The 17,077-nt window shown below is 67.7% G+C and carries 16 protein-coding genes and 1 pseudogene; 5 read left to right on the top strand and 12 right to left on the bottom strand.

The genetic code is table 11. The annotated features are described in order from the left end of the window. Positions 1-3 precede the first annotated feature (3 nt). From RT513_RS04340 to RT513_RS04310, 7 genes are all read right to left on the bottom strand, one after another. Positions 4-933, bottom strand: coding sequence for a 2-hydroxyacid dehydrogenase (locus RT513_RS04340; protein ID WP_290688304.1), 930 nt, complete (start codon positions 931-933; stop codon positions 4-6). A gap of 3 nt (positions 934-936) precedes the next feature. After that, positions 937-2,076, bottom strand: coding sequence for a rod shape-determining protein RodA (gene rodA, locus RT513_RS04335; RefSeq protein WP_088215130.1), 1,140 nt, complete (start codon positions 2,074-2,076; stop codon positions 937-939). Beyond that, entirely contained in the window at positions 2,073-3,992 is a 1,920-nt protein-coding gene (gene mrdA, locus RT513_RS04330; RefSeq protein WP_290688307.1) for a penicillin-binding protein 2, read from the bottom strand. Before mrdA ends, rodA begins: the two co-directional genes overlap by 4 nt. Beyond that, positions 3,989-4,519 carry a rod shape-determining protein MreD gene (locus tag RT513_RS04325; RefSeq protein ID WP_290688309.1) on the bottom strand — a complete coding sequence of 177 codons (531 nt, stop codon included), beginning with the start codon at positions 4,517-4,519 and terminating at the stop codon, positions 3,989-3,991. The genes mrdA and RT513_RS04325 overlap by 4 nt, the downstream gene beginning before the upstream one ends. Further along, entirely contained in the window at positions 4,512-5,462 is a 951-nt protein-coding gene (mreC, locus tag RT513_RS04320; RefSeq protein ID WP_290688315.1) for a rod shape-determining protein MreC, read from the bottom strand. The genes RT513_RS04325 and mreC overlap by 8 nt, the downstream gene beginning before the upstream one ends. Positions 5,463-5,509: 47 nt before the next feature. Next, the gene (locus tag RT513_RS04315) at positions 5,510-6,544 is read right to left on the bottom strand and encodes a rod shape-determining protein (RefSeq protein WP_035713771.1); all 1,035 of its coding nucleotides are present in this window, start codon (positions 6,542-6,544) and stop codon (positions 5,510-5,512) included. Positions 6,545-6,785: 241 nt separating this feature from the next. Next, positions 6,786-8,351, bottom strand: coding sequence for a 2-isopropylmalate synthase (locus tag RT513_RS04310; RefSeq protein WP_088215126.1), 1,566 nt, complete (start codon positions 8,349-8,351; stop codon positions 6,786-6,788). A 316-nt stretch (positions 8,352-8,667) separates the two neighbouring features. Between RT513_RS04310 and RT513_RS04305 the strand changes: the two genes are divergently transcribed. Further along, positions 8,668-9,333, top strand: coding sequence for a VPLPA-CTERM sorting domain-containing protein (locus tag RT513_RS04305; protein ID WP_290688320.1), 666 nt, complete (start codon positions 8,668-8,670; stop codon positions 9,331-9,333). 64 nt (positions 9,334-9,397) lie between these two features. Here the strand turns inward: RT513_RS04305 and RT513_RS04300 are convergent, their stop codons facing one another. From RT513_RS04300 to RT513_RS04290, 3 genes and pseudogenes are all read right to left on the bottom strand, one after another. Then, the gene (locus RT513_RS04300; protein WP_290688323.1) at positions 9,398-9,835 is read right to left on the bottom strand and encodes an MORN repeat-containing protein; all 438 of its coding nucleotides are present in this window, start codon (positions 9,833-9,835) and stop codon (positions 9,398-9,400) included. A 93-nt stretch (positions 9,836-9,928) separates the two neighbouring features. Then, positions 9,929-10,006, bottom strand: a pseudogene (locus tag RT513_RS20795) (hypothetical protein); the annotation flags it as partial. A 33-nt stretch (positions 10,007-10,039) separates the two neighbouring features. Beyond that, positions 10,040-10,912 (bottom strand): MORN repeat-containing protein, encoded by an 873-nt coding sequence (locus RT513_RS04290; RefSeq protein ID WP_290688325.1) that lies wholly within the window; start codon positions 10,910-10,912, stop codon positions 10,040-10,042. A 207-nt stretch (positions 10,913-11,119) separates the two neighbouring features. On the opposite strand from RT513_RS04290, the gene RT513_RS04285 reads away from it, so the two are divergent. After that, entirely contained in the window at positions 11,120-12,778 is a 1,659-nt protein-coding gene (locus RT513_RS04285; RefSeq protein WP_290688327.1) for an NAD+ synthase, read from the top strand. Next, positions 12,775-13,104, top strand: coding sequence for a YnfA family protein (locus tag RT513_RS04280; RefSeq protein WP_088215123.1), 330 nt, complete (start codon positions 12,775-12,777; stop codon positions 13,102-13,104). The genes RT513_RS04285 and RT513_RS04280 overlap by 4 nt, the downstream gene beginning before the upstream one ends. Positions 13,105-13,180: 76 nt before the next feature. Here the strand turns inward: RT513_RS04280 and RT513_RS04275 are convergent, their stop codons facing one another. Both RT513_RS04275 and RT513_RS04270 read right to left on the bottom strand, forming a co-directional pair. Continuing rightward, positions 13,181-13,933 (bottom strand): M48 family metalloprotease, encoded by a 753-nt coding sequence (locus tag RT513_RS04275; protein WP_088215122.1) that lies wholly within the window; start codon positions 13,931-13,933, stop codon positions 13,181-13,183. 975 nt (positions 13,934-14,908) lie between these two features. After that, positions 14,909-15,145 (bottom strand): hypothetical protein, encoded by a 237-nt coding sequence (locus RT513_RS04270; RefSeq protein ID WP_088215240.1) that lies wholly within the window; start codon positions 15,143-15,145, stop codon positions 14,909-14,911. 147 nt (positions 15,146-15,292) lie between these two features. Between RT513_RS04270 and hisD the strand changes: the two genes are divergently transcribed. Continuing rightward, complete coding sequence (gene hisD, locus RT513_RS04265; RefSeq protein WP_290688330.1) at positions 15,293-16,597, top strand: histidinol dehydrogenase; 1,305 nt, start codon at positions 15,293-15,295, stop codon at positions 16,595-16,597. 1 nt (position 16,598) lies between these two features. Continuing rightward, positions 16,599-17,075, top strand: a complete 477-nt coding sequence (locus tag RT513_RS04260; RefSeq protein WP_088215120.1) for a UPF0262 family protein — start codon at positions 16,599-16,601, stop codon at positions 17,073-17,075. Positions 17,076-17,077 lie beyond the last annotated feature (2 nt).

The raw sequence follows: 17,077 nt of genomic DNA, 5'->3' as shown, positions 1-17,077 counted from the left end.
CGGTCAGTAACCCGCGCGCCTGTCCACGAGGTGAAGGAGAGGTTCCCCCGCCTCTCCCCGCCGGATATTCTCCGCCGCCACGCGGGCCGCGGTCGCAGGGCGTGTGGCCGCGGCTATATGCGGGGTGACAAGGACTTTCGGGTGCGCCCAGAACGGATGCGCCGGCGGCAGCGGCTCCTCCCGGAAGACATCCAGCACTGCCCGGCCAAGATGACCTGAATCCAAGGCGTCGAGAAGCGCCTCGTCCATGATGAGGCGGCCACGCCCGGGATTGATGATGCTGGCCCCCTTCGGCAGCAACGCAAGACGCGTGGCATTCAGAAGCCCGTCCGTCTCCGGCGTGAGCGGCAGCAGCGTGACGAGGATCTCCGCCTGCGAGAGCACATGGGCCAGCCCCTCCGCACCGGAATGCATCTCCACCCCCGGCACATCATGGGGGCGCCTGCTCCAACCCAGGGGCCGGAAGCCAAGCGCGCCCAGCGCCCCGGCGACCGCCTGCCCCAGCTCCCCCATCCCGAGGATCGCCACCTTCCGCTCCGCAGCGAGCGGCGGCACGATCCGCCGCCACCGCCCGTCCTGCAGGCAGTCGTCCATCCTGAGATGCAGGCGGAGCACATGGCCCGTCACGTATTCGATCATCCCCTGCGTCAGCGCGGGATCCACCATCCGTACGAGCGGCTGCGTGAGCGTGGCATTGCCCGTGATCCGCTCCACCCCCGCCCAGAGGTTCTGAACAAGACGGCAGTTCACGAATGGCGCGTAATCCGAAATCCGCCCGGCGGGCGAGGTCACGATGTAATCCACGCGCCCCGGATCGGCGGGAATCTCGGCGGTGAGTTCCGCCTCGACGCCCGCCTCTTTCAGCGCGGCGGGCAGCGTCTGTTGGTAGGCGGCCCATTCGTCAGGGCTGCCGGCAAACAGGATCAGGGGCATGGGTTACCTCGGCTTGTGGATATGCGCGCTCTGCACCAGGCCATAGGCCCAGAGCAGAACCAGCATCACCGTCCCGCCATAGGACACGAAGGGCAGCGGCGCCCCCTTCGCGGGCGCAAGGCCCATGACCATCGACATGTTGACGGTGATGTAGATGAACAGCGTCCCCGCGATCCCGATGGTCAGCAGCGAGCCGTAACGGTCCTTGTTGGTGACGCCCGACGACATGGTGAAGAACAGCAGCAGCGCATAGAGCGTGAGCAGCGACATGCCCCCGACAAAGCCCAGCTCCTCCGCCAGCGATGTGAAGATGAAGTCGGTGTGCTTCTCGGGCAGGAAGTTCAGGCGGCTCTGCGTGCCCTCCATGAACCCCCGCCCGGCCCAGCCGCCGGAGCCGAGCGCGATCTTCGCCTGCGTGATGTGATAGCCCGCCCCCAGAGGGTCGTTCGACGGGTCGAGAAACGTGTCGATGCGGCGGAACTGGTAGTCATGCAGCAACTGCCAGGGCGTGCCGCGGCTGTTGAGCACCAGCGCCACCGCGCCCACCACAAGGCCGATGACCACGGCAAAGTAAATCCAGCTCACCCCTGCCGCGAACATCAGCAGACCGCCCCCGGCAATCAGCATGGTGGAAGTTCCGAGGTCGGGCTGTTTCAGCACCAGAACCGTCGGCAGCACGATGATGAGCAGCGGGATCAGCACCCAGAGCGGGCGCGACACCTTCCGCACGTCCAGCCAGTCGTAATAGGCGGCGAGCAGCATGATCATCGCGATCTTCATGATCTCCGACGGCTGTACCATCATGAAGCCGAGGTTGATCCAGCGGGTCGCACCCATCCCGGTGTGGCCGAACAGCTCCACATAGACCAGCATCAGGAAGGCGGCCATATAGACCGCGCCCGACAGGTTCCTCCACAGCCAGATCGGCACGAAACCCACAAGGAACATGATGACGATGCCAAGGCCGAAGCGCATCATCTGCGGCTCCGCCCAGGGGTGCAGCGACCCTCCCGCGACGGAGTAGAGCATCAGGAAGCCCATGGAGCAGATCGCGCTGATCAGCACCACGAGCGGCCAGTTGATGTGGAGGAATTTGCGCAGGCCCGTCGGCACCTGCTTCAGGTTTGACGCGAGATAGGTCATGCGCGGGTCGTCCGGGGGGGTGGCGCGACAGGGGTGGGCGCGGGATCCGCCCCTTCCGCGGGAGGGGCGACGGCAGTGGGGCCAAGACCGCCACCCAATGCGAACTTGATCATGTCCCGCGCGATGGGGGCGGCCACGGCAGAGCCGCCTCCGCCATGCTCGACGACGACGCTCACCGCGATGCGCGGGGCATGGACCGGGGCATAGGCCACGAAAAGCGCATGATCGCGCCGGTTCCAGGGAAGCTGGTGGTTGCCCAGCACGCCGGAGGCCCGCTCCGCCGCCGAGATGTTGCGAACCTGCGCCGTGCCGGTCTTGCCCGCCATCAGCATGGCCTCATCGGCGATGCGGGCACCCCGCGCCGTGCCGGTGCGGCCGTTCATCACCTGATCCATCCCCCGCCGCACCTGTGCGAGATGTGCCGGAGAAAGGCCCAGTTCCTCGCCCCCCGGCACCGGCTGCTCAATTCCGTCGATGGACTTGATGAGCCGCGGCAGCACGTTCCGCCCCGTGGCAATCCGTGCCGTCATCACGCAGAGCTGGAGGGGGGAGCTGAGATTGAACCCCTGCCCGATGGAGGCGTTGATCGTGTCCCCCACGAGCCAGCTTTCGCCGCGTGCCTGCCGCTTCCACGCCTGCGTCGGCGCCAGTCCTTCCGCCACCGCGGAAAGCGGAAGGTCGTGGCGGACGCCAAGCCCCAGAAGCCGCGACATCTCGCTGATCTTGTCGATCCCGACGCGCTGCGCGATCTCGTAGAAGAACACGTCGCAGGATTGCGCCAGCGCCTCCACCAGCGACAACCGCCCGTGCCCCCCGTGCCGCCAGCAGTGGAACCGGCGCCTGCCATAGGCCAGATACCCCGGGCAATAGACGCTGTCGGACGGGTCGAGCATTCCCGCCTTCATCGCGGCAAGCGCGGTCACCATCTTGAAGGTGGAACCGGGGGGATAGGTGCCCTGCACCGTCTTGTTGGCCAGCGGGCGGTGGTCGTTGGACATCAGGGCGCGGTAGTCGGCCACTGAGATCCCGCGCACGAACAGGTTCGGGTCGAAGGACGGCGCAGAGACCAGCGCCAGCAGATCGCCGTTGTGCACGTCCATCACCACGGCGGCGGCGCTTTCCTCTCCCAGCCGGTCGAGCGTGTAGCGTTGCAGCCGGTGATCCACGGTGAGCTGCACGTTGCCGCCCGCGTCTCCCTCCTGCCGGCTCAGTTCCCGCATGACGCGACCGACGGCGTTCACCTCGATCCGCTTGGAGCCGGCGGTGCCGCGCAGCACATCCTCCATGCGCTGCTCGACGCCGTTCTTGCCGATCTGGAACTTCGGTATCTGCAGGACCGGATCGCGGCTTTCCAGATTGGCCAGATCGTTCTCGCTCACAGGGCCGACGTAACCTGCTACATGGGCGAAGTCGCCCCGGAGCGGGTAGAAGCGCGACAGGCCCACCTCCGGCGTGACGCCCGGAAGCGCCGGGCCGTTCACGGCGACCTCGGAGAATTCCTTCCACGACAGCCGGTCCGCGACGGTGATCGGCACGAAGGCCGACCGGCGGCGGATCTCGCGCAATGTGCGCTCTATCTCGTCCTCCGACATGGGGATCACGCGCGACAGGCGGTTCAGCACCTCGCCCACGTCGCCCGCATCCTCCCGCACGATGACGACACGGTAGTTCTGCTCATTGCCCGCGATGATCGTGCCGGTGCGGTCGGCGATGAGGCCCCGCGTCGGCGGGATCAGCCGGATGGAGACGCGGTTCTCCTCCGCCAGCATCCGGTACTGGTCGGCCTGGTCGATCTGGAGATAGCGCATCCGCCCCGCAAGCAGCGCGAGAACGCTGACCTGCAAGCCGCCAAGGACCAGCGCCCTGCGAGTGATCCGGCGGTTGCTTTCCTCCACATCCTTGTCATTGCGCTTCATGCGCGTCTCCCCAACCTGTCCTGCTCGGGGTCATGCAGGGCAAAGACGAACCGCGTCGCGAGCACGACCACGGGATAGGCGATCATCGTTGTCAGCACGCGCAGCATCTCGGCGGCGAGCGTGGCCTGCGGCACCAGCGCGGCGGCGAGCACCAGCCGCTCCAGCAGCGTCATCGCCACGAGCACCGCCGCGACCATCGCCCATTCCACAGGAAACGGCAGCCCCCGCAAAAGCGCAACCCGCCCCCGGATGAATTCCGTGCCCAGCAGAACGATCGCCGCCCACAGCCCCGGCGGGCGGTGATAGAGCAGGTCCTCCAGTAGGAACACCGCGATGATGAGCGGCGCGGGCACGAAGTCCGGCCGGCGCAGGATCCAGGCGAAGGCCAGCGCGATCATCAGGTCGGGCCCGGGGAGTGTCGGCGGCAGCGTGCTCAGCGGCAGGATGCGGATGACATAGAACAGCGCCGCGAAGCCCACGAAGATCGCCCTGTAGATCCACCGCTGAAGGGCCAGCGGATCAGCCATCCGTCCGCGCCCCCTGCGTCTGCGTTCCCCCGCTTCGTGCTCCTTGGGCATCCGGGGGCGGGGGCGGCGGCCCGAAGGGCTGATCGGGCACGATGATGAGCCCGCCGGGATCGGAAAGCTGCTCCGCGAGATGGCTGCGCAGCACGCGCAGGAAGTCGAGCCGCTCGTAATCCGCCGAAAGCCGCACGCGGAGCCGCCGGTCCGGCCCCTGCGCCACCTGCCCGACCAGCAGGTCCGAGGGGAATACCCCGCCATCCCCGGACGAAACCACCCGGTCGCCCGGCCGCACCAGATCGGGCGCCTCGATGAAGTCCAGCGGCGGAGAGGCGGTGTTGTCGCCCGACAGGATCGCGCGTTGACCGGAGGGCTGGATCGTCACCGGGATCCGGCTGTTGGAATCGGTGAGCAGGATCACGCGGGATGTGGTCTGCCCCACGCCGGAAATCCGCCCGACAAGCCCCAGCCCGTCCATCGTCGCCCAGCCGTCCATGATCCCGTCGCGCGCGCCCACGTTCAGCAGCACCGACTGCCGGAAGGGCGAGCCGGAATCGGCCAGCACCACGCCCGTCACATGGGTGAGCTTCGGGTCGAGCCGCACCTGGTTGAGCCCGAGCAGCTTGGCGTTCTTCTGCTCCAGTTGCAGCGCAGCCTCCTTCCACGCCTTCATCTGCTGAAGCTCGCGCCGGAGCTCCTGGTTCTGCTCGTAGATACGCGCGTAGGAGCGGAAGTCGTCGATCATGTTCGCGGTCTTGGTCACCGGGACCAGGGCCCAGTCGAGCGACGGCACCACGCGGTCGATCAGCGCGGCGCGGAAGCTCTCCACCCGCGGGCTGTCGATGCGCCAGACCATGAACAGCCCCATGAGCAGCACAAATGCCGTGCCGATCAGGAGTCTCCTGATCGGGCGCATGTATTCGACATGGCCGTTGCGGTCTCTTGCCACCGATGTCCCCCGGCGCGGTCGTTGAGCCGGGCTCTCCGGCCCCGGCCTCAGCTATCGTAGTCGATCACATGCCGAAGCTGTTTCTCATACTCCAGAGCCTTGCCCGTCCCCAGCGCGACACAATTCAGTGACTGGTCCGCGATGGAGATGGAAAGCCCCGTCTGCTCCCGCAGGCTCAGGTCCAGATCGCCAAGCAGCGCGCCGCCGCCGGTGAGCATGACGCCGCGGTCCACGATGTCTGCGCCAAGGTCGGGCGGGGTCGCCTCCAGCGCGATCATCACCGCGTCGCAGATCTGCTGCACCGGCTCGGCCAGCGCCTCCGCGACATGCGCCTGATTGATCTCGGTCTCCTTCGGCACACCATTCAGCAGGTCGCGCCCGCGCACCAGCATGGAGGCGCCGCGCCCGTCGTCAGGCATCCGGGCCGTGCCGATGGAGGTCTTGATCCGCTCTGCCGTCGCCTCGCCGATCAGCAGGTTATGGTTGCGCCGGAGATAGGAGATGATCGCCTCGTCCATCCGGTCGCCGCCCACCCGGACGGAGCGCGCATAGACGATATCGCCCAGCGACAGCACGGCCACCTCGGTGGTGCCGCCGCCGATATCCACGACCATGGAACCGGTGGGGTCGGTGATCGGCATGCCCGCGCCGATCGCCGCCGCGATCGGTTCCGCGATCAGGCCGGCGCGCCGCGCGCCCGCCGAAATCACCGATTGCCGGATCGCCCGCTTCTCCACCGGGGTCGCGCCATGCGGCACGCAGACGATGACCTTCGGCTTGGTGAAGGTCGTCCTGCGGTGAACCTTGCGGATGAAATGCTTGATCATCTCCTCCGCGACGTCGAAATCGGCGATCACGCCCTCGCGCATCGGGCGGATGGCCTCGATGGAACCGGGTGTGCGGCCGAGCATCAGCTTTGCATCCTCGCCAACGGCAAGAACCTGCTTCTTGCCATCCTTGACGTGGTAGGCCACCACCGATGGTTCGTTGAGGATGATCCCCCTGCCCTTGACGTAGACGAGCGTGTTCGCCGTCCCGAGGTCAATCGCCATGTCGGACGAAAACAGACCCGCAATACCCATGCCCTGAGACTTTCCGTGTGCAACCCTAGAAGATGAAGGCCGCGAGTCTACCCGCACGGCGGCCAGTCCTTCGTATAGAGCCCACATGACTTGAGCGAAAGGGGCGGCTCGGGCCGACAGGCGCGTTTCCGCACGTCGTGATCGCCTGCAGCGTTGGCGGAACCTTGCCGTTTCCACCGCAGGATGCAAGCGGGGCGGCGCCGGTTGATCGGCACCGCCCCTTTTCCGCTCGTCCGGCTCGTCAGGAGACGGCGCGGACCTCCTCTTCCGGCTTGGTCTTCTGGCGACGCACGATCAAGTTGTTCAGCGCGTTCACATAGGCCTTGGCGGAGGCCAGCATCGTATCGGTATCCGCCGCCTGCCCGGTGACGATCTTGCCGTCCTCCTCCAGCCGGACACTCACGGTGGCCTGCGCATCGGTGCCCGCGGTGATCGCGCTCACCTGATAGAGCTTCAGCCGCGCCTGATGCGGGAACAGCGCCTTGACCGCGTTGAAGGCCGCATCGACCGGGCCGTCGCCCGTCGCCTCCACCGACTTCTCCTCGCCCCGGATGGCCAGTGTCAGCTCCGCCGATTGCCCCTCCGTGCCGCAGACGATGCGCAGGCGGCGGATCTGGATCGCCTCGTCCGCAGCCTCGTTCGCTGTCTCCGTCACCAGCGCGACCAGATCCTCGTCGAAGATCTCCTTCTTGCGGTCCGCCAGCGCCTTGAAGCGCACGAACACGTCGTTCAACTGGTTGTCGGAGGTCTGGAAGCCCAGATCCGCCAGCTTGGTGCGCAGCGCCGCCCGGCCCGAATGCTTGCCCATCGCGATGTTGTTCGCGGTCAGGCCGATATCCTCGGGCTTCATGATCTCGAACGTCTCGACGTTCTTCAGCACGCCATCCTGATGGATGCCCGATTCGTGCAGGAAGGCGTTCTTGCCGACGACCGCCTTGTTGAACTGCACCGGGAAGCCGGAAACCTGCGCGACGACGCGGGACAGGTTCATGATCTTCGTCGTGTCGATGCCGGTGCGATAGGGCATAATGTCGTTGCGCACCTTGAGCGCCATCACGACCTCCTCCAGCGCGGTGTTGCCCGCGCGCTCGCCCAGCCCGTTGATCGTGCATTCGATCTGCCGCGCGCCGGCTTCCACCGCAGCGAGGGAGTTCGCCGTCGCCATGCCCAGATCGTTGTGGCAATGGGTGGCGAAGATCACCCTGTCCGCGCCCGGAACACGCTCCAGCAGCATGCGGATGAGCTCGGCGCTCTCGCGCGGTGCGGTGTAGCCCACGGTGTCGGGAATGTTGATCGTCGTGGCACCGGCCTTGATCGCGGTCTCCACCACGCGGCAGAGGTAATCCCGCTCCGTCCGGGTGGCGTCCATGGGCGACCACTGCACATCCTCGCAATGGTTGCGGGCGCGGGTGACGGTGGCGTGGATCTTGTCGATCATCTCGTCCTGCGTCAGCCGCGTGATGTCGCGGTGGAGCGGCGAGGTGCCGATGAACGTGTGGATCCGGGCGCGGGGCGCATGCTTGACCGCCTCCCAAGCCCGGTCGATATCCGTGAAACTGGCGCGAGCGAGGCCGCAGATCACCGAATTGCGCGCGTTCTTCGCGATCTCGCTCACTGCGGCGAAATCACCTTCCGAGGCGATGGGGAAGCCCGCCTCGATCACGTCCACGCCCATCTCGTCGAGCAGCGCCGCGATCTCCAGCTTCTCCTCATGGGTCATGGTCGCGCCGGGGGATTGCTCCCCGTCACGCAGCGTGGTGTCAAAAATCAGAACGCGGGCCTGATCGGCGGAAGCGGTGGCGGTCATGGGATGTCTCCTGCTGTCTTGCGATGCCTGTCGGGTGTCTGGCGCGCGGATACCTCTGAGCGGTCGCGCCTGACGGCACGCTCAGAGGCAGCTAAGGAGAAGGAGCCCGCGAGGCGGCAGGGCGCAGGCTGCGCCGCTGAAAACAAGGATATGCCGGTTCGCGTTCATGCGGCGGACTATACCCGGCCAGCGGGGAAAGAAAAGCGAAAGTTTCGCGTCATCCGCGCAGTTTTCTCCAGTTGGCGCCGTTCCAGAGCGGCGGTTTTCTGCTATCTTTCCAGCATCCGCCCCCGAAAAGCCATTTGGAGGCGCCCCCATGCGTATTGCTGCTCTCGTCATTCTCGCCGGTTCATTCGCCGTGCCCTGTGCTGCGACGACGCTGACCTTCGACGATATTCCGGGATGGCAGGGCGGTCCCGCCCCGCTCGTCTGGCAGGAGGGCGGGGCAACCGTCTCAGCCGATGCGAATTCCGACGGTGTCGTCTGGTATTCGCTGCCGGGCGCGGTCCATCTGGACGATTCGGGCACGTCGCTGACTGGCGGCGTCGATGTCGCCGTCGGTAGGCAGTTCCACGCGCTGGGCATGAGCGTCTTCGGCTACCCACAGGCGAGCTACGTCGTGACGCCGGAGGAGTGGGACATGCGCCCGGTGCCCTATGACAATATCGCGGTCGAAGGGTTCCGAAACGGGCTGTCCGTTGCCTACACCCGCTTTTCCACGGGGCTGACGGGCGGGGCGTTCAGCTTTGCCTTTGGAGGGGATTTCCGGGGCATCGACATGCTCCGCATCGCGGCCATCGGCCCCTGGGGCCAGAGCGTCGATGGACAACCCATCGAATGCGGTGACGCGCCTTGCGGGCATGTCGATCTCGACAGCCTGACCATCGCCCCCGTCCCGCTGCCCGCCGGGCTTGCCCTCGCGCTCGGCGGGATGGGGGCGCTGGCGGGGATGCGGCTGCTGCGCCGCCGCGACGAGGCGTAACGCTGCCGGACCGGAAAGCCGTTCCGCCAAAGGGACAGCGGCCCGCGAGACCTGCCTGTCGCGGCTATTGCGCGGGCTGTTCGGAACTTTCTGCGGGGGGAGCCACCGCCTCCGGCAGGTTCAGCTCCCCTGCCGTCCACATACCGCTCACCTCGCGGCCGGAGGCATAGCGGAACACGCCCTGTCCGTTGCGGCGACCGTCGCGGAAACTGCCGGTATAGACATCGCCGGAGGGATAGGTGGCCACGCCTTCCCCCGACATCGCGCCCTCCGCCCAGGCCCCTTCATAGCGGAAGCCGTCGGGCCGGGTGAATGTGCCGGTGCCCTCCCGCTTGCCCGCGTGGAAGGTGCCCTCATAGGCCGAGCCGTCGGGATAGCGCGCCGCGCCCTGCCCCTCCGGCTGGCCGTCGATCCAGTCGCCCTCATAGGTCTGCCCACCGGGATAGGTCATGCGGCCCTTGCCCTCCGGCTTGCCGCTGACAAAGCTGCCTTCATAGACCAACCCGTTGGCCTGCGTGAGCTTGCCGGTGCCCGCGATGCTCCCGCCTGCCCAGTCGCCCTCGTAGGTGGAGCCGTCGGCATAGGTGATACGCCCCTGCCCTTCCGGGCGGTCGGCGACAAAGGCCCCTTCGTAGATGGAACCGTCGGGATAGCGGGCCGTGCCCTGCCCCTCTCTCCGGCCGTCTTTCCAGTCGCCCTCGTAGCTTTATCCGTCGGCCTGCCGGAAGGCGCCGTGCCCATTGCGCCGGTCGGCGGAGAAGCCGCCCTCGTACCGGTCGCCATTGCCGTAGAGCACACGGCCCTCGCCCTCCCGCTGACCGTTGACGAAAGCGCCCTCATACACATCGCCGGAGGGTTGCAGCAGCCGCCCCTGCCCCTCGATCCGCCCCTCCGACCACGCGCCGTCATAGACCATGCCGTCGGGCAGCGTCAGACGGCCCTGCCCCTGCCGCCGGTCCGCGACGAAGGCCCCTTCGAAGATCGAACCGTCGGGGTAGTCGATACGGCCGTCGCCCTCCCGCCGGCCCTCCTTCCACGCTCCGTCGTAGCGCGTACCGTCGGCGGACTGCATGCTCCCCCGGCCATCGGGCCGCCCGGCAAGGAAATGTCCCGAATAGACCGCGCCATCCGCATGGCGCAGGATACCCTCCCCGGTCATCTCGCCCGCCGTCCAGGCGCCCTCATAGGTGCTGCCGTCGGCGAACACCATGCGGCCCTGCCCCTCCGGCCGCCCGTCGGCAAAGGCCCCCTCGTAGATCGAGCCGTTCGGATAGCGTGCGCGCCCTTGCCCACGGATCTCTCCATCCACCCAGTCGCCGGTATATTCATAGCCGTTCGGCAACTTGTAGCTGCCCTGCCCGTGCTGCCGACCGGCGCGAAACGTGCCCTGATAGAGAGAGCCGTCGTCATACTGCTTGGTGATGACCGGCCCCGTGCCTGCGGGGGCGGCCTGCTCCCCCTGCGGTGGCACGGGCGGCGGGGCGGACGGGGGCGCCGCCTGCTGCGATCCGGCGGGAAGCGCCACCAGCGCCGCGATGAGAATGCCACCTGCGGTTGCTGCGATACCTCTCGGAGCCAAGCCCGTTCCTCCCGGTGATGTCCGCTGAATTTCTGCCCTTGGCGATGGCTGGGGCGGATCGGGCAGACCGTAGCGGAGCCGTCACCGCGCGACAAGACCACCGCGCCCTGTTGGCTAATGGCCGGTGAAGCGCCTCCCCGCTTTCCCTCCGGCGCGCAAGCGGCTAACTGGAAACATCAGCGCACGACCAACGATCGGGGACACCGCATGACCGCCGCCGCATTCCGACTGACGCTCGCCCAGCTCAACCCTACGGTCGGCGCGATCGAGGCCAATGCGGAGAAGGCTCGCCGCGCCTGGGAGGCGGGCAAGGCGGCGGGGGCGGACCTTGTCGTGCTGCCGGAGATGTTCCTCATCGGCTACCAGCCGCAGGATCTGGTGCTGAAACCCGCCTTCACCGACCATGCGATGCGGGTGCTGGAGCAGCTCGCCCGGGACTGCGCCGACGGTCCCGCGCTCGGCATCGGCGCGCCCTGGCGGGAGGATGGACGGCTCTACAACGCGTGGCACGTGCTCTCCGGCGAGCGCATGGCGCATGTGCTGAAGAAACACCGCCCGAACGAGGAGGTGTTCGACGAGATGCGCCTCTATGCCGAAGGCAATGTGGGCGAGGGCTATGTGCTGGACGGGCTGCGCCTCGGCACCCCGGTCTGCGAGGACGCCTGGCACGAGGATGTCGCGCGCCTCCTTTCCCGCGCGGGGGCGGAGGTGATGGTGGTGCCCAACGGCTCCCCCTATCACCGGGGCAAGCAGGCGACGCGCATCGGCCTCATGGCCTCCCGCGTGGCCGAAACCGGCCGGCCGCTCGTCTATCTCAACATGGTGGGCGGGCAGGACGACCAGTTCTTCGACGGGGCCTCCTTCGTGCTCAATCCGGGCGGGGAGCTCGCGCTTCAGATGCCCTTCGGAGAGGAAGCGATCGCCCATGTCGATCTGGTGCAGCGCGAGGACGGCTGGCGCGCCCTGCCGGGAGAGGTCGTGCCCGTTCCCGACGACTGGGAGGCCGACTACCGCGTGATGGTGGAGACGCTGCGCGACTACCTTGGCAAGTCGGGCTTCAGCCGGGTGCTACTGGGCCTGTCGGGCGGGGTGGACAGCGCGCTGGTCGCGGCCATCGCCGCCGATGCCATCGGCCCGGCGAACGTGCGCTGCGTGATGCTGCCCTCGCGATATACCTCCGCCCATTCGCTGGAGGATGCGGCGGGCGTGGCCCATGCGCTCGGCTGCCGTCTGGACGAGGTGCCGATCTCCGGCCCGGTAGAAGCGGCGGGCACGGCGCTCGGCCCGCTGTTCGAGGGACTGAAGCCCGATCTGACGGAGGAGAACATCCAGTCCCGGATGCGCGGCCTGCTGCTCATGGCGCTGTCGAACAAGTTCGGCGAGATGCTGCTGACCACGGGCAACAAGTCCGAGGTGGCCGTGGGCTACGCCACGATCTACGGCGACATGGCGGGCGGCTACAACCCGCTGAAAGACCTCTACAAGACCCGCGTTTTCGAAACCTGCCGCTGGCGGAACGCCCATCACCGGGGCTGGATGATGGGGCCTCCGGGCATCGTCATTCCGCCCCGCGTCATCGACAAACCCCCCTCGGCCGAACTCCGCGACGACCAGAAGGACGAGGACAGCCTGCCCCCCTACCCGGTGCTGGACCGGATGCTGGAGATGCTGGTGGACGAGGATTGCTCCGTCGCCGAAGTCGTCGCCGCCGGGTTCGACGCGGAAACGGTGCGCAAGGTGGAGCGTCTGGTCTATCTCTCCGAATACAAGCGTTTCCAGTCGGCGCCGGGAACCCGGCTGACGAAGCGCGCCTTCTGGCTGGACCGCCGCTATCCGATCGTCAACCGCTGGCGCGATCCGTCGTGATTGCCGCGCCTGCGCCGATCCTCTACCTGACCGCCGCCATCGCGGAAATCGCGGGCTGCTTCGCGATTTGGGCATGGTGGCGGATGGGTGCGCCCGCGTGGTGGCTGGCGCCGGGGATTGCCGCGCTCTTTGCCTTCGGCTGGCTTCTGGCGCTGACGCCCGCGGATCACGCGGGGCGGAGCTATGCGGCCTATGGCGGGGTCTATGTCGCGGCGAGCCTGATGTGGCTGTGGCTGGTGGAGGGTCAGCGCCCCGACAGCTGGGATCTGGCGGGCGTGGCTCTCGTGCTTGCCGGATCGGTCGTCATCCTCGCCGCCCCGCGCTAACTTCCCTGCCGGCCCCGGCAGCCCGGCCTGCGCGAAGCAGGACACGCATCTCACCCCCCCTGCACCGCCCGAGGCGCTACCGGAGCTGCCCCGTCTGGAGCTTCCGCAACGTGGTCATCACCACCCGCTGCCGTTCCGAATTCGGCGGGTGGGAGCCGAGGAACCGGTCGCCCGGATCGGGGATACGGCGGAAGAACTGCGCGCCGCGCGCGGGATCGAACCCCGCACGATAGGCCAGAACCGTGCCCAGCTCGTCTGCCTGAAGTTCGTAGTTCTTGGAATAGGTGCGCGCGCCCATGCTCGCGCCCATGCCCTCCGCCTGCTTGATGCCTTCCGCATCCGCGCCGGAGAGCGTGGCCAGCGTGCCGAGGATCATCGCCCCCGCCGCCGCCTGCTGCTGCGCGCGCGGCAGATGGCCGAGGATGTGGTGCCCGGCCTCATGGCCCATGATGAAGGCGATCTCATCCTGATTGCGTGCATCGGCGATGAGCGCCAGCGTGAAGGCCAGCACCGGGCGCCCCTCTGCGTCCAGCGTCTGGAAGGCGTTGGCGGGCTGGCCCGGACGGTCGTCCACGGCGATGAGGAAATCGCAGTCGCGCCGGGGTTGCTGGCGGCGGCATTCCGCCTCCACCACCGGCTCCATCCGGTCCACCACGACAATGAAATTATGCGCCGCCGTCCGGGCATCCAGCCGCGCACCCGCCTGCTCGTCGGGCGCGGTCTCCGTGCGCGTGGGCGGTACCGGCACGGGTATCCTGTCCCGCGCAGCGGGGGCACAGGCGCCGGTTGCCATCGCCAGAAGAAGAAGCAGAAGCGGGAACCGAGCCATCGTTACTCCGGGTCGTCTTCGCGTTATCTAGCCGCCTGACCTGCCGAGGAAAAGACCCCTCCCGCCGCGCTCGCGAAGCTGTGGCGGATGGGCCAGTGCCAATGACGCCGGTTCCGGGAAAGTCTCACCGCCCGCACAACCGACATCCGGGCACACCCGGGCATGGGCATCGAGAGGCGCGCACGGGAAGCTCACATCGGGACGCGTTCATCGGGACAGGCGCGCCAGGTCGCCCCGCATCGGGCGGCGCGCGCGCCGGACGCCGCATCTCCGGCATCCCGCTCGGCGAAGAACTCTCCGCGAGGAAGCAGGGGGCGCTCCCCGGGACCATATCCATTCCGGCGATCGAGCGAACGCTCCGCGTGCAGGCAGGGGGCGCCAGAGGAGCACCGACCGTCCCGTCCAGGAGCGGGCACGGTTGTCCTTGCAGACCGCGATTCTGATCGGGTGCACCACCGGAGGATCGGCATGTCCGGCAGCGGTGATCCGGCAGCGGAAAGGAACACGAGCGCCGAGCGATGTCTCCGTGCTCTGCGCCGGAGACGGGCGTGACGCGCTGTCTCGCCATGGAAGGAGGCGATGCCCCGCGCGCCCGAAAGGCCGATGGGATGAACCGTTCCTCCATGCGCGGCACAGCCCGGGGCACTCTCTCAGCCTGCTGCTCTGAGGTGCTATGCCTATGCCCGAGACAGCGGAAATCGGCCCCGGAATGACGCGAAATGCGGTTTTCCGGCTGTTTCATCAGGTCGCGGACGATTTCAACGCCCAAGGATCTGAAAGCCTTTTGCAGCGGCTGGGGCAAGCCCTCCGCAGAAATCGCCCAGCCCGGCCAGCCGAAGCAGCTTCGCAGAACGCGACGCGGCAAAGCCCGGGAGCTGCATTGTCAGCGTACGGAACCACCAGATCAGTAGCTACCGGCGAACAGGGGCGACGCCTGCGGGCCGGAACAGAACCCCGTGGCCCGCCACCCGCCGCTCAGCGGATGGGACGGAGGCGGTAAACCCCTTCGGGCAGGTTCAGCGCGGCGGCAAGGTCGCGGATCTGGGACATGGAGAAGGTGATGGAGACGACCTCATCCTTGCGGGGGTCGTATTGCTCCACCGTCACGCGGTCGTCGAAACCGTTGCAGACCACGTCCTCCTGCAGGGGGGCGCTGCCTTCATCGACCAGCGTCACCACGGTCGCATCGAAATCGTGCTCGATCGTGAACATGGAGCGATGATAACGGGGGCTGACAGCCAAGGAAAGCCCCCGCGTCCATCTCGTTCTTTCCGCATTCTGCCCCCGCGCGCGCCCATTCTTTCGGTTGAGCTTGAGGCGGGGGGCGGCAGCGGATACCAAGGCGGGAAGGAGACCTTGATGCCCGTATTCCTCGACAGTACCGACGCCGCGTTCGACACCGCCTTCCAGAGCTTCCTCGCCACCAAGCGGGAGGATGCGCCGGACGTGGATGCAGCGGTGGCCGATATCATCGCCGATGTCCGGGCGCGGGGCGATGCTGCGGTGATCGATCTGACCCGGAAGTTCGACCGGCTGGACCTGACCCCGGAAACGCTGGCTTTCACGGCCGGGGAAACGGACGCGGCCATCGCCGGGATCGACGCGGAGGAACGCGCGGCGCTGGAACTCGCCGCCCGGCGGATCCGCGACTACCACGCGCGGCAGCTCCCCGGCGACGAAAGCTGGACCGATGAGGCGGGCGCGACGCTCGGCTGGCGCTGGACGGCGGTCGGAGCGGCGGGGCTTTACGTGCCGGGGGGGCTGGCCTCCTACCCGTCCTCGGTGCTGATGAACGCCATCCCGGCGCGGGTGGCGGGGGTGGAGCGGCTGGTGATCTGCGCGCCCACGCCCGGCGGCAAGGTGAACCCGCTCGTCCTGCTGGCCGCGCGGCTCGCAGGGGTGGAGACGGTCTATCGCATCGGCGGCGCGCAGGCCATCGCCGCGCTGGCCTACGGCACCGAAACCATCCGCCCGGTGGACAAGATCACCGGCCCCGGCAATGCCTATGTCGCCGCGGCCAAGCGGCGTGTCTTCGGCAAGGTCGGGATCGACATGATCGCCGGCCCTTCGGAAATACTGGTGATTGCCGAAGGCGACGCCGATCCCGACTGGATCGCGCTCGACCTGCTCAGCCAGGCCGAGCATGATGCAAGCGCGCAATCCATCCTCATCACCCCCGATCCCGCGCTGGCACGCGCCGTGACCGCTTCGGTGGAGCGGCTGATCCCCGTGCTGGAGCGGCGCGACATTGCGGGCGCAAGCTGGCGGGACTATGGCGCGGTCATCACCGTGCCGGACCTCGCCACCGCCGCACGGCTGGCCGACCGCATCGCCCCGGAACATCTGGAGCTTTGCGTGGCGGAGCCGGAGGCGCTGGCCGCCGACATCTCCAATGCAGGGGCGATCTTCCTTGGCGCATGGACGCCGGAGGCCATCGGCGACTATGTGGGCGGGCCGAACCATGTACTTCCCACGGCCCGTTCGGCGCGCTTTTCCTCCGGCCTCTCGGTGCTGGATTTCATGAAGCGCACCACCCTTGCCCGGATGACGCCGGAGGCGCTGGGGCGCATCGGCCCGGCTGCGGAACGGCTGGCGCGCTCCGAAAGCCTGGAGGCGCATGGCCTCTCCGTCCGGGCCCGGCTCGACCGGCTGAATGGAGGCTGAGATGATGCGCCTCTCCCATATCGAGATCGACGATACCGGGCTGCCCACGCCTTCGGCGGAGATGGAGCAGGAACGGCGCGTCGCCATCTTCGACCTGCTGGAAGACAACAGCTTCACCCTGCCCGCCCGGGATGGCCGCGACGCACCGCCCGGGCCTTACCGGCTCCTGCTCTGCGTGCGGGACGGACGGCTGGTGTTCGACGTCTCGGATGAGGCAGCGGCCCGTCTGGCGGAGTTTCACCTGTCCTTCGGCCCTTTCCGGCAGGTTGTGAAGGACTACTTCCAGATCTGCGAAAGCTATTACGACGCGGTCCGCCGCCTCGGCCCCGCCCAGATCGAGGCCATCGACATGGCCCGCCGCGGCATTCACAACGAGGGGGCGCGGCTCCTTCAGGAGAGGCTGGAGAGCAAGGCGGTCGTCGATATAGACACGGCGCGGCGGCTGTTCACGCTGGTCTGCGTGCTTCGGGGGAGCTGAGA

Origin of the sequence: Haematobacter sp. (assembly GCF_032102465.1) — a bacterium.
Classification (GTDB): Bacteria; Pseudomonadota; Alphaproteobacteria; order Rhodobacterales; family Rhodobacteraceae; genus Haematobacter.
Note: the sequence above shows the minus strand (reverse complement) of the source record. Positions and strands in the feature narration are given on the sequence as shown.

What these genes read in the sequence shown, in the direction of transcription:
- mrdA (WP_290688307.1), bottom strand. Translation starts at nt 3,992, where the DNA reads ATGAAGCGCAATGACAAGGATGTGGAGGAAAGCAACCGCCGGATCACT.
- hisD (WP_290688330.1), top strand. Translation starts at nt 15,293, where the DNA reads ATGCCCGTATTCCTCGACAGTACCGACGCCGCGTTCGACACCGCCTTC.
- RT513_RS04325 (WP_290688309.1), bottom strand. Translation starts at nt 4,519, where the DNA reads ATGGCTGATCCGCTGGCCCTTCAGCGGTGGATCTACAGGGCGATCTTC.
- RT513_RS04340 (WP_290688304.1), bottom strand. Translation starts at nt 933, where the DNA reads ATGCCCCTGATCCTGTTTGCCGGCAGCCCTGACGAATGGGCCGCCTAC.
- RT513_RS04305 (WP_290688320.1), top strand. Translation starts at nt 8,668, where the DNA reads ATGCGTATTGCTGCTCTCGTCATTCTCGCCGGTTCATTCGCCGTGCCC.
- RT513_RS04270 (WP_088215240.1), bottom strand. Translation starts at nt 15,145, where the DNA reads ATGTTCACGATCGAGCACGATTTCGATGCGACCGTGGTGACGCTGGTC.
- RT513_RS04260 (WP_088215120.1), top strand. Translation starts at nt 16,599, where the DNA reads ATGATGCGCCTCTCCCATATCGAGATCGACGATACCGGGCTGCCCACG.
- rodA (WP_088215130.1), bottom strand. Translation starts at nt 2,076, where the DNA reads ATGACCTATCTCGCGTCAAACCTGAAGCAGGTGCCGACGGGCCTGCGC.
- RT513_RS04275 (WP_088215122.1), bottom strand. Translation starts at nt 13,933, where the DNA reads ATGGCTCGGTTCCCGCTTCTGCTTCTTCTTCTGGCGATGGCAACCGGC.
- RT513_RS04315 (WP_035713771.1), bottom strand. Translation starts at nt 6,544, where the DNA reads ATGGGTATTGCGGGTCTGTTTTCGTCCGACATGGCGATTGACCTCGGG.
- RT513_RS04285 (WP_290688327.1), top strand. Translation starts at nt 11,120, where the DNA reads ATGACCGCCGCCGCATTCCGACTGACGCTCGCCCAGCTCAACCCTACG.
- RT513_RS04310 (WP_088215126.1), bottom strand. Translation starts at nt 8,351, where the DNA reads ATGACCGCCACCGCTTCCGCCGATCAGGCCCGCGTTCTGATTTTTGAC.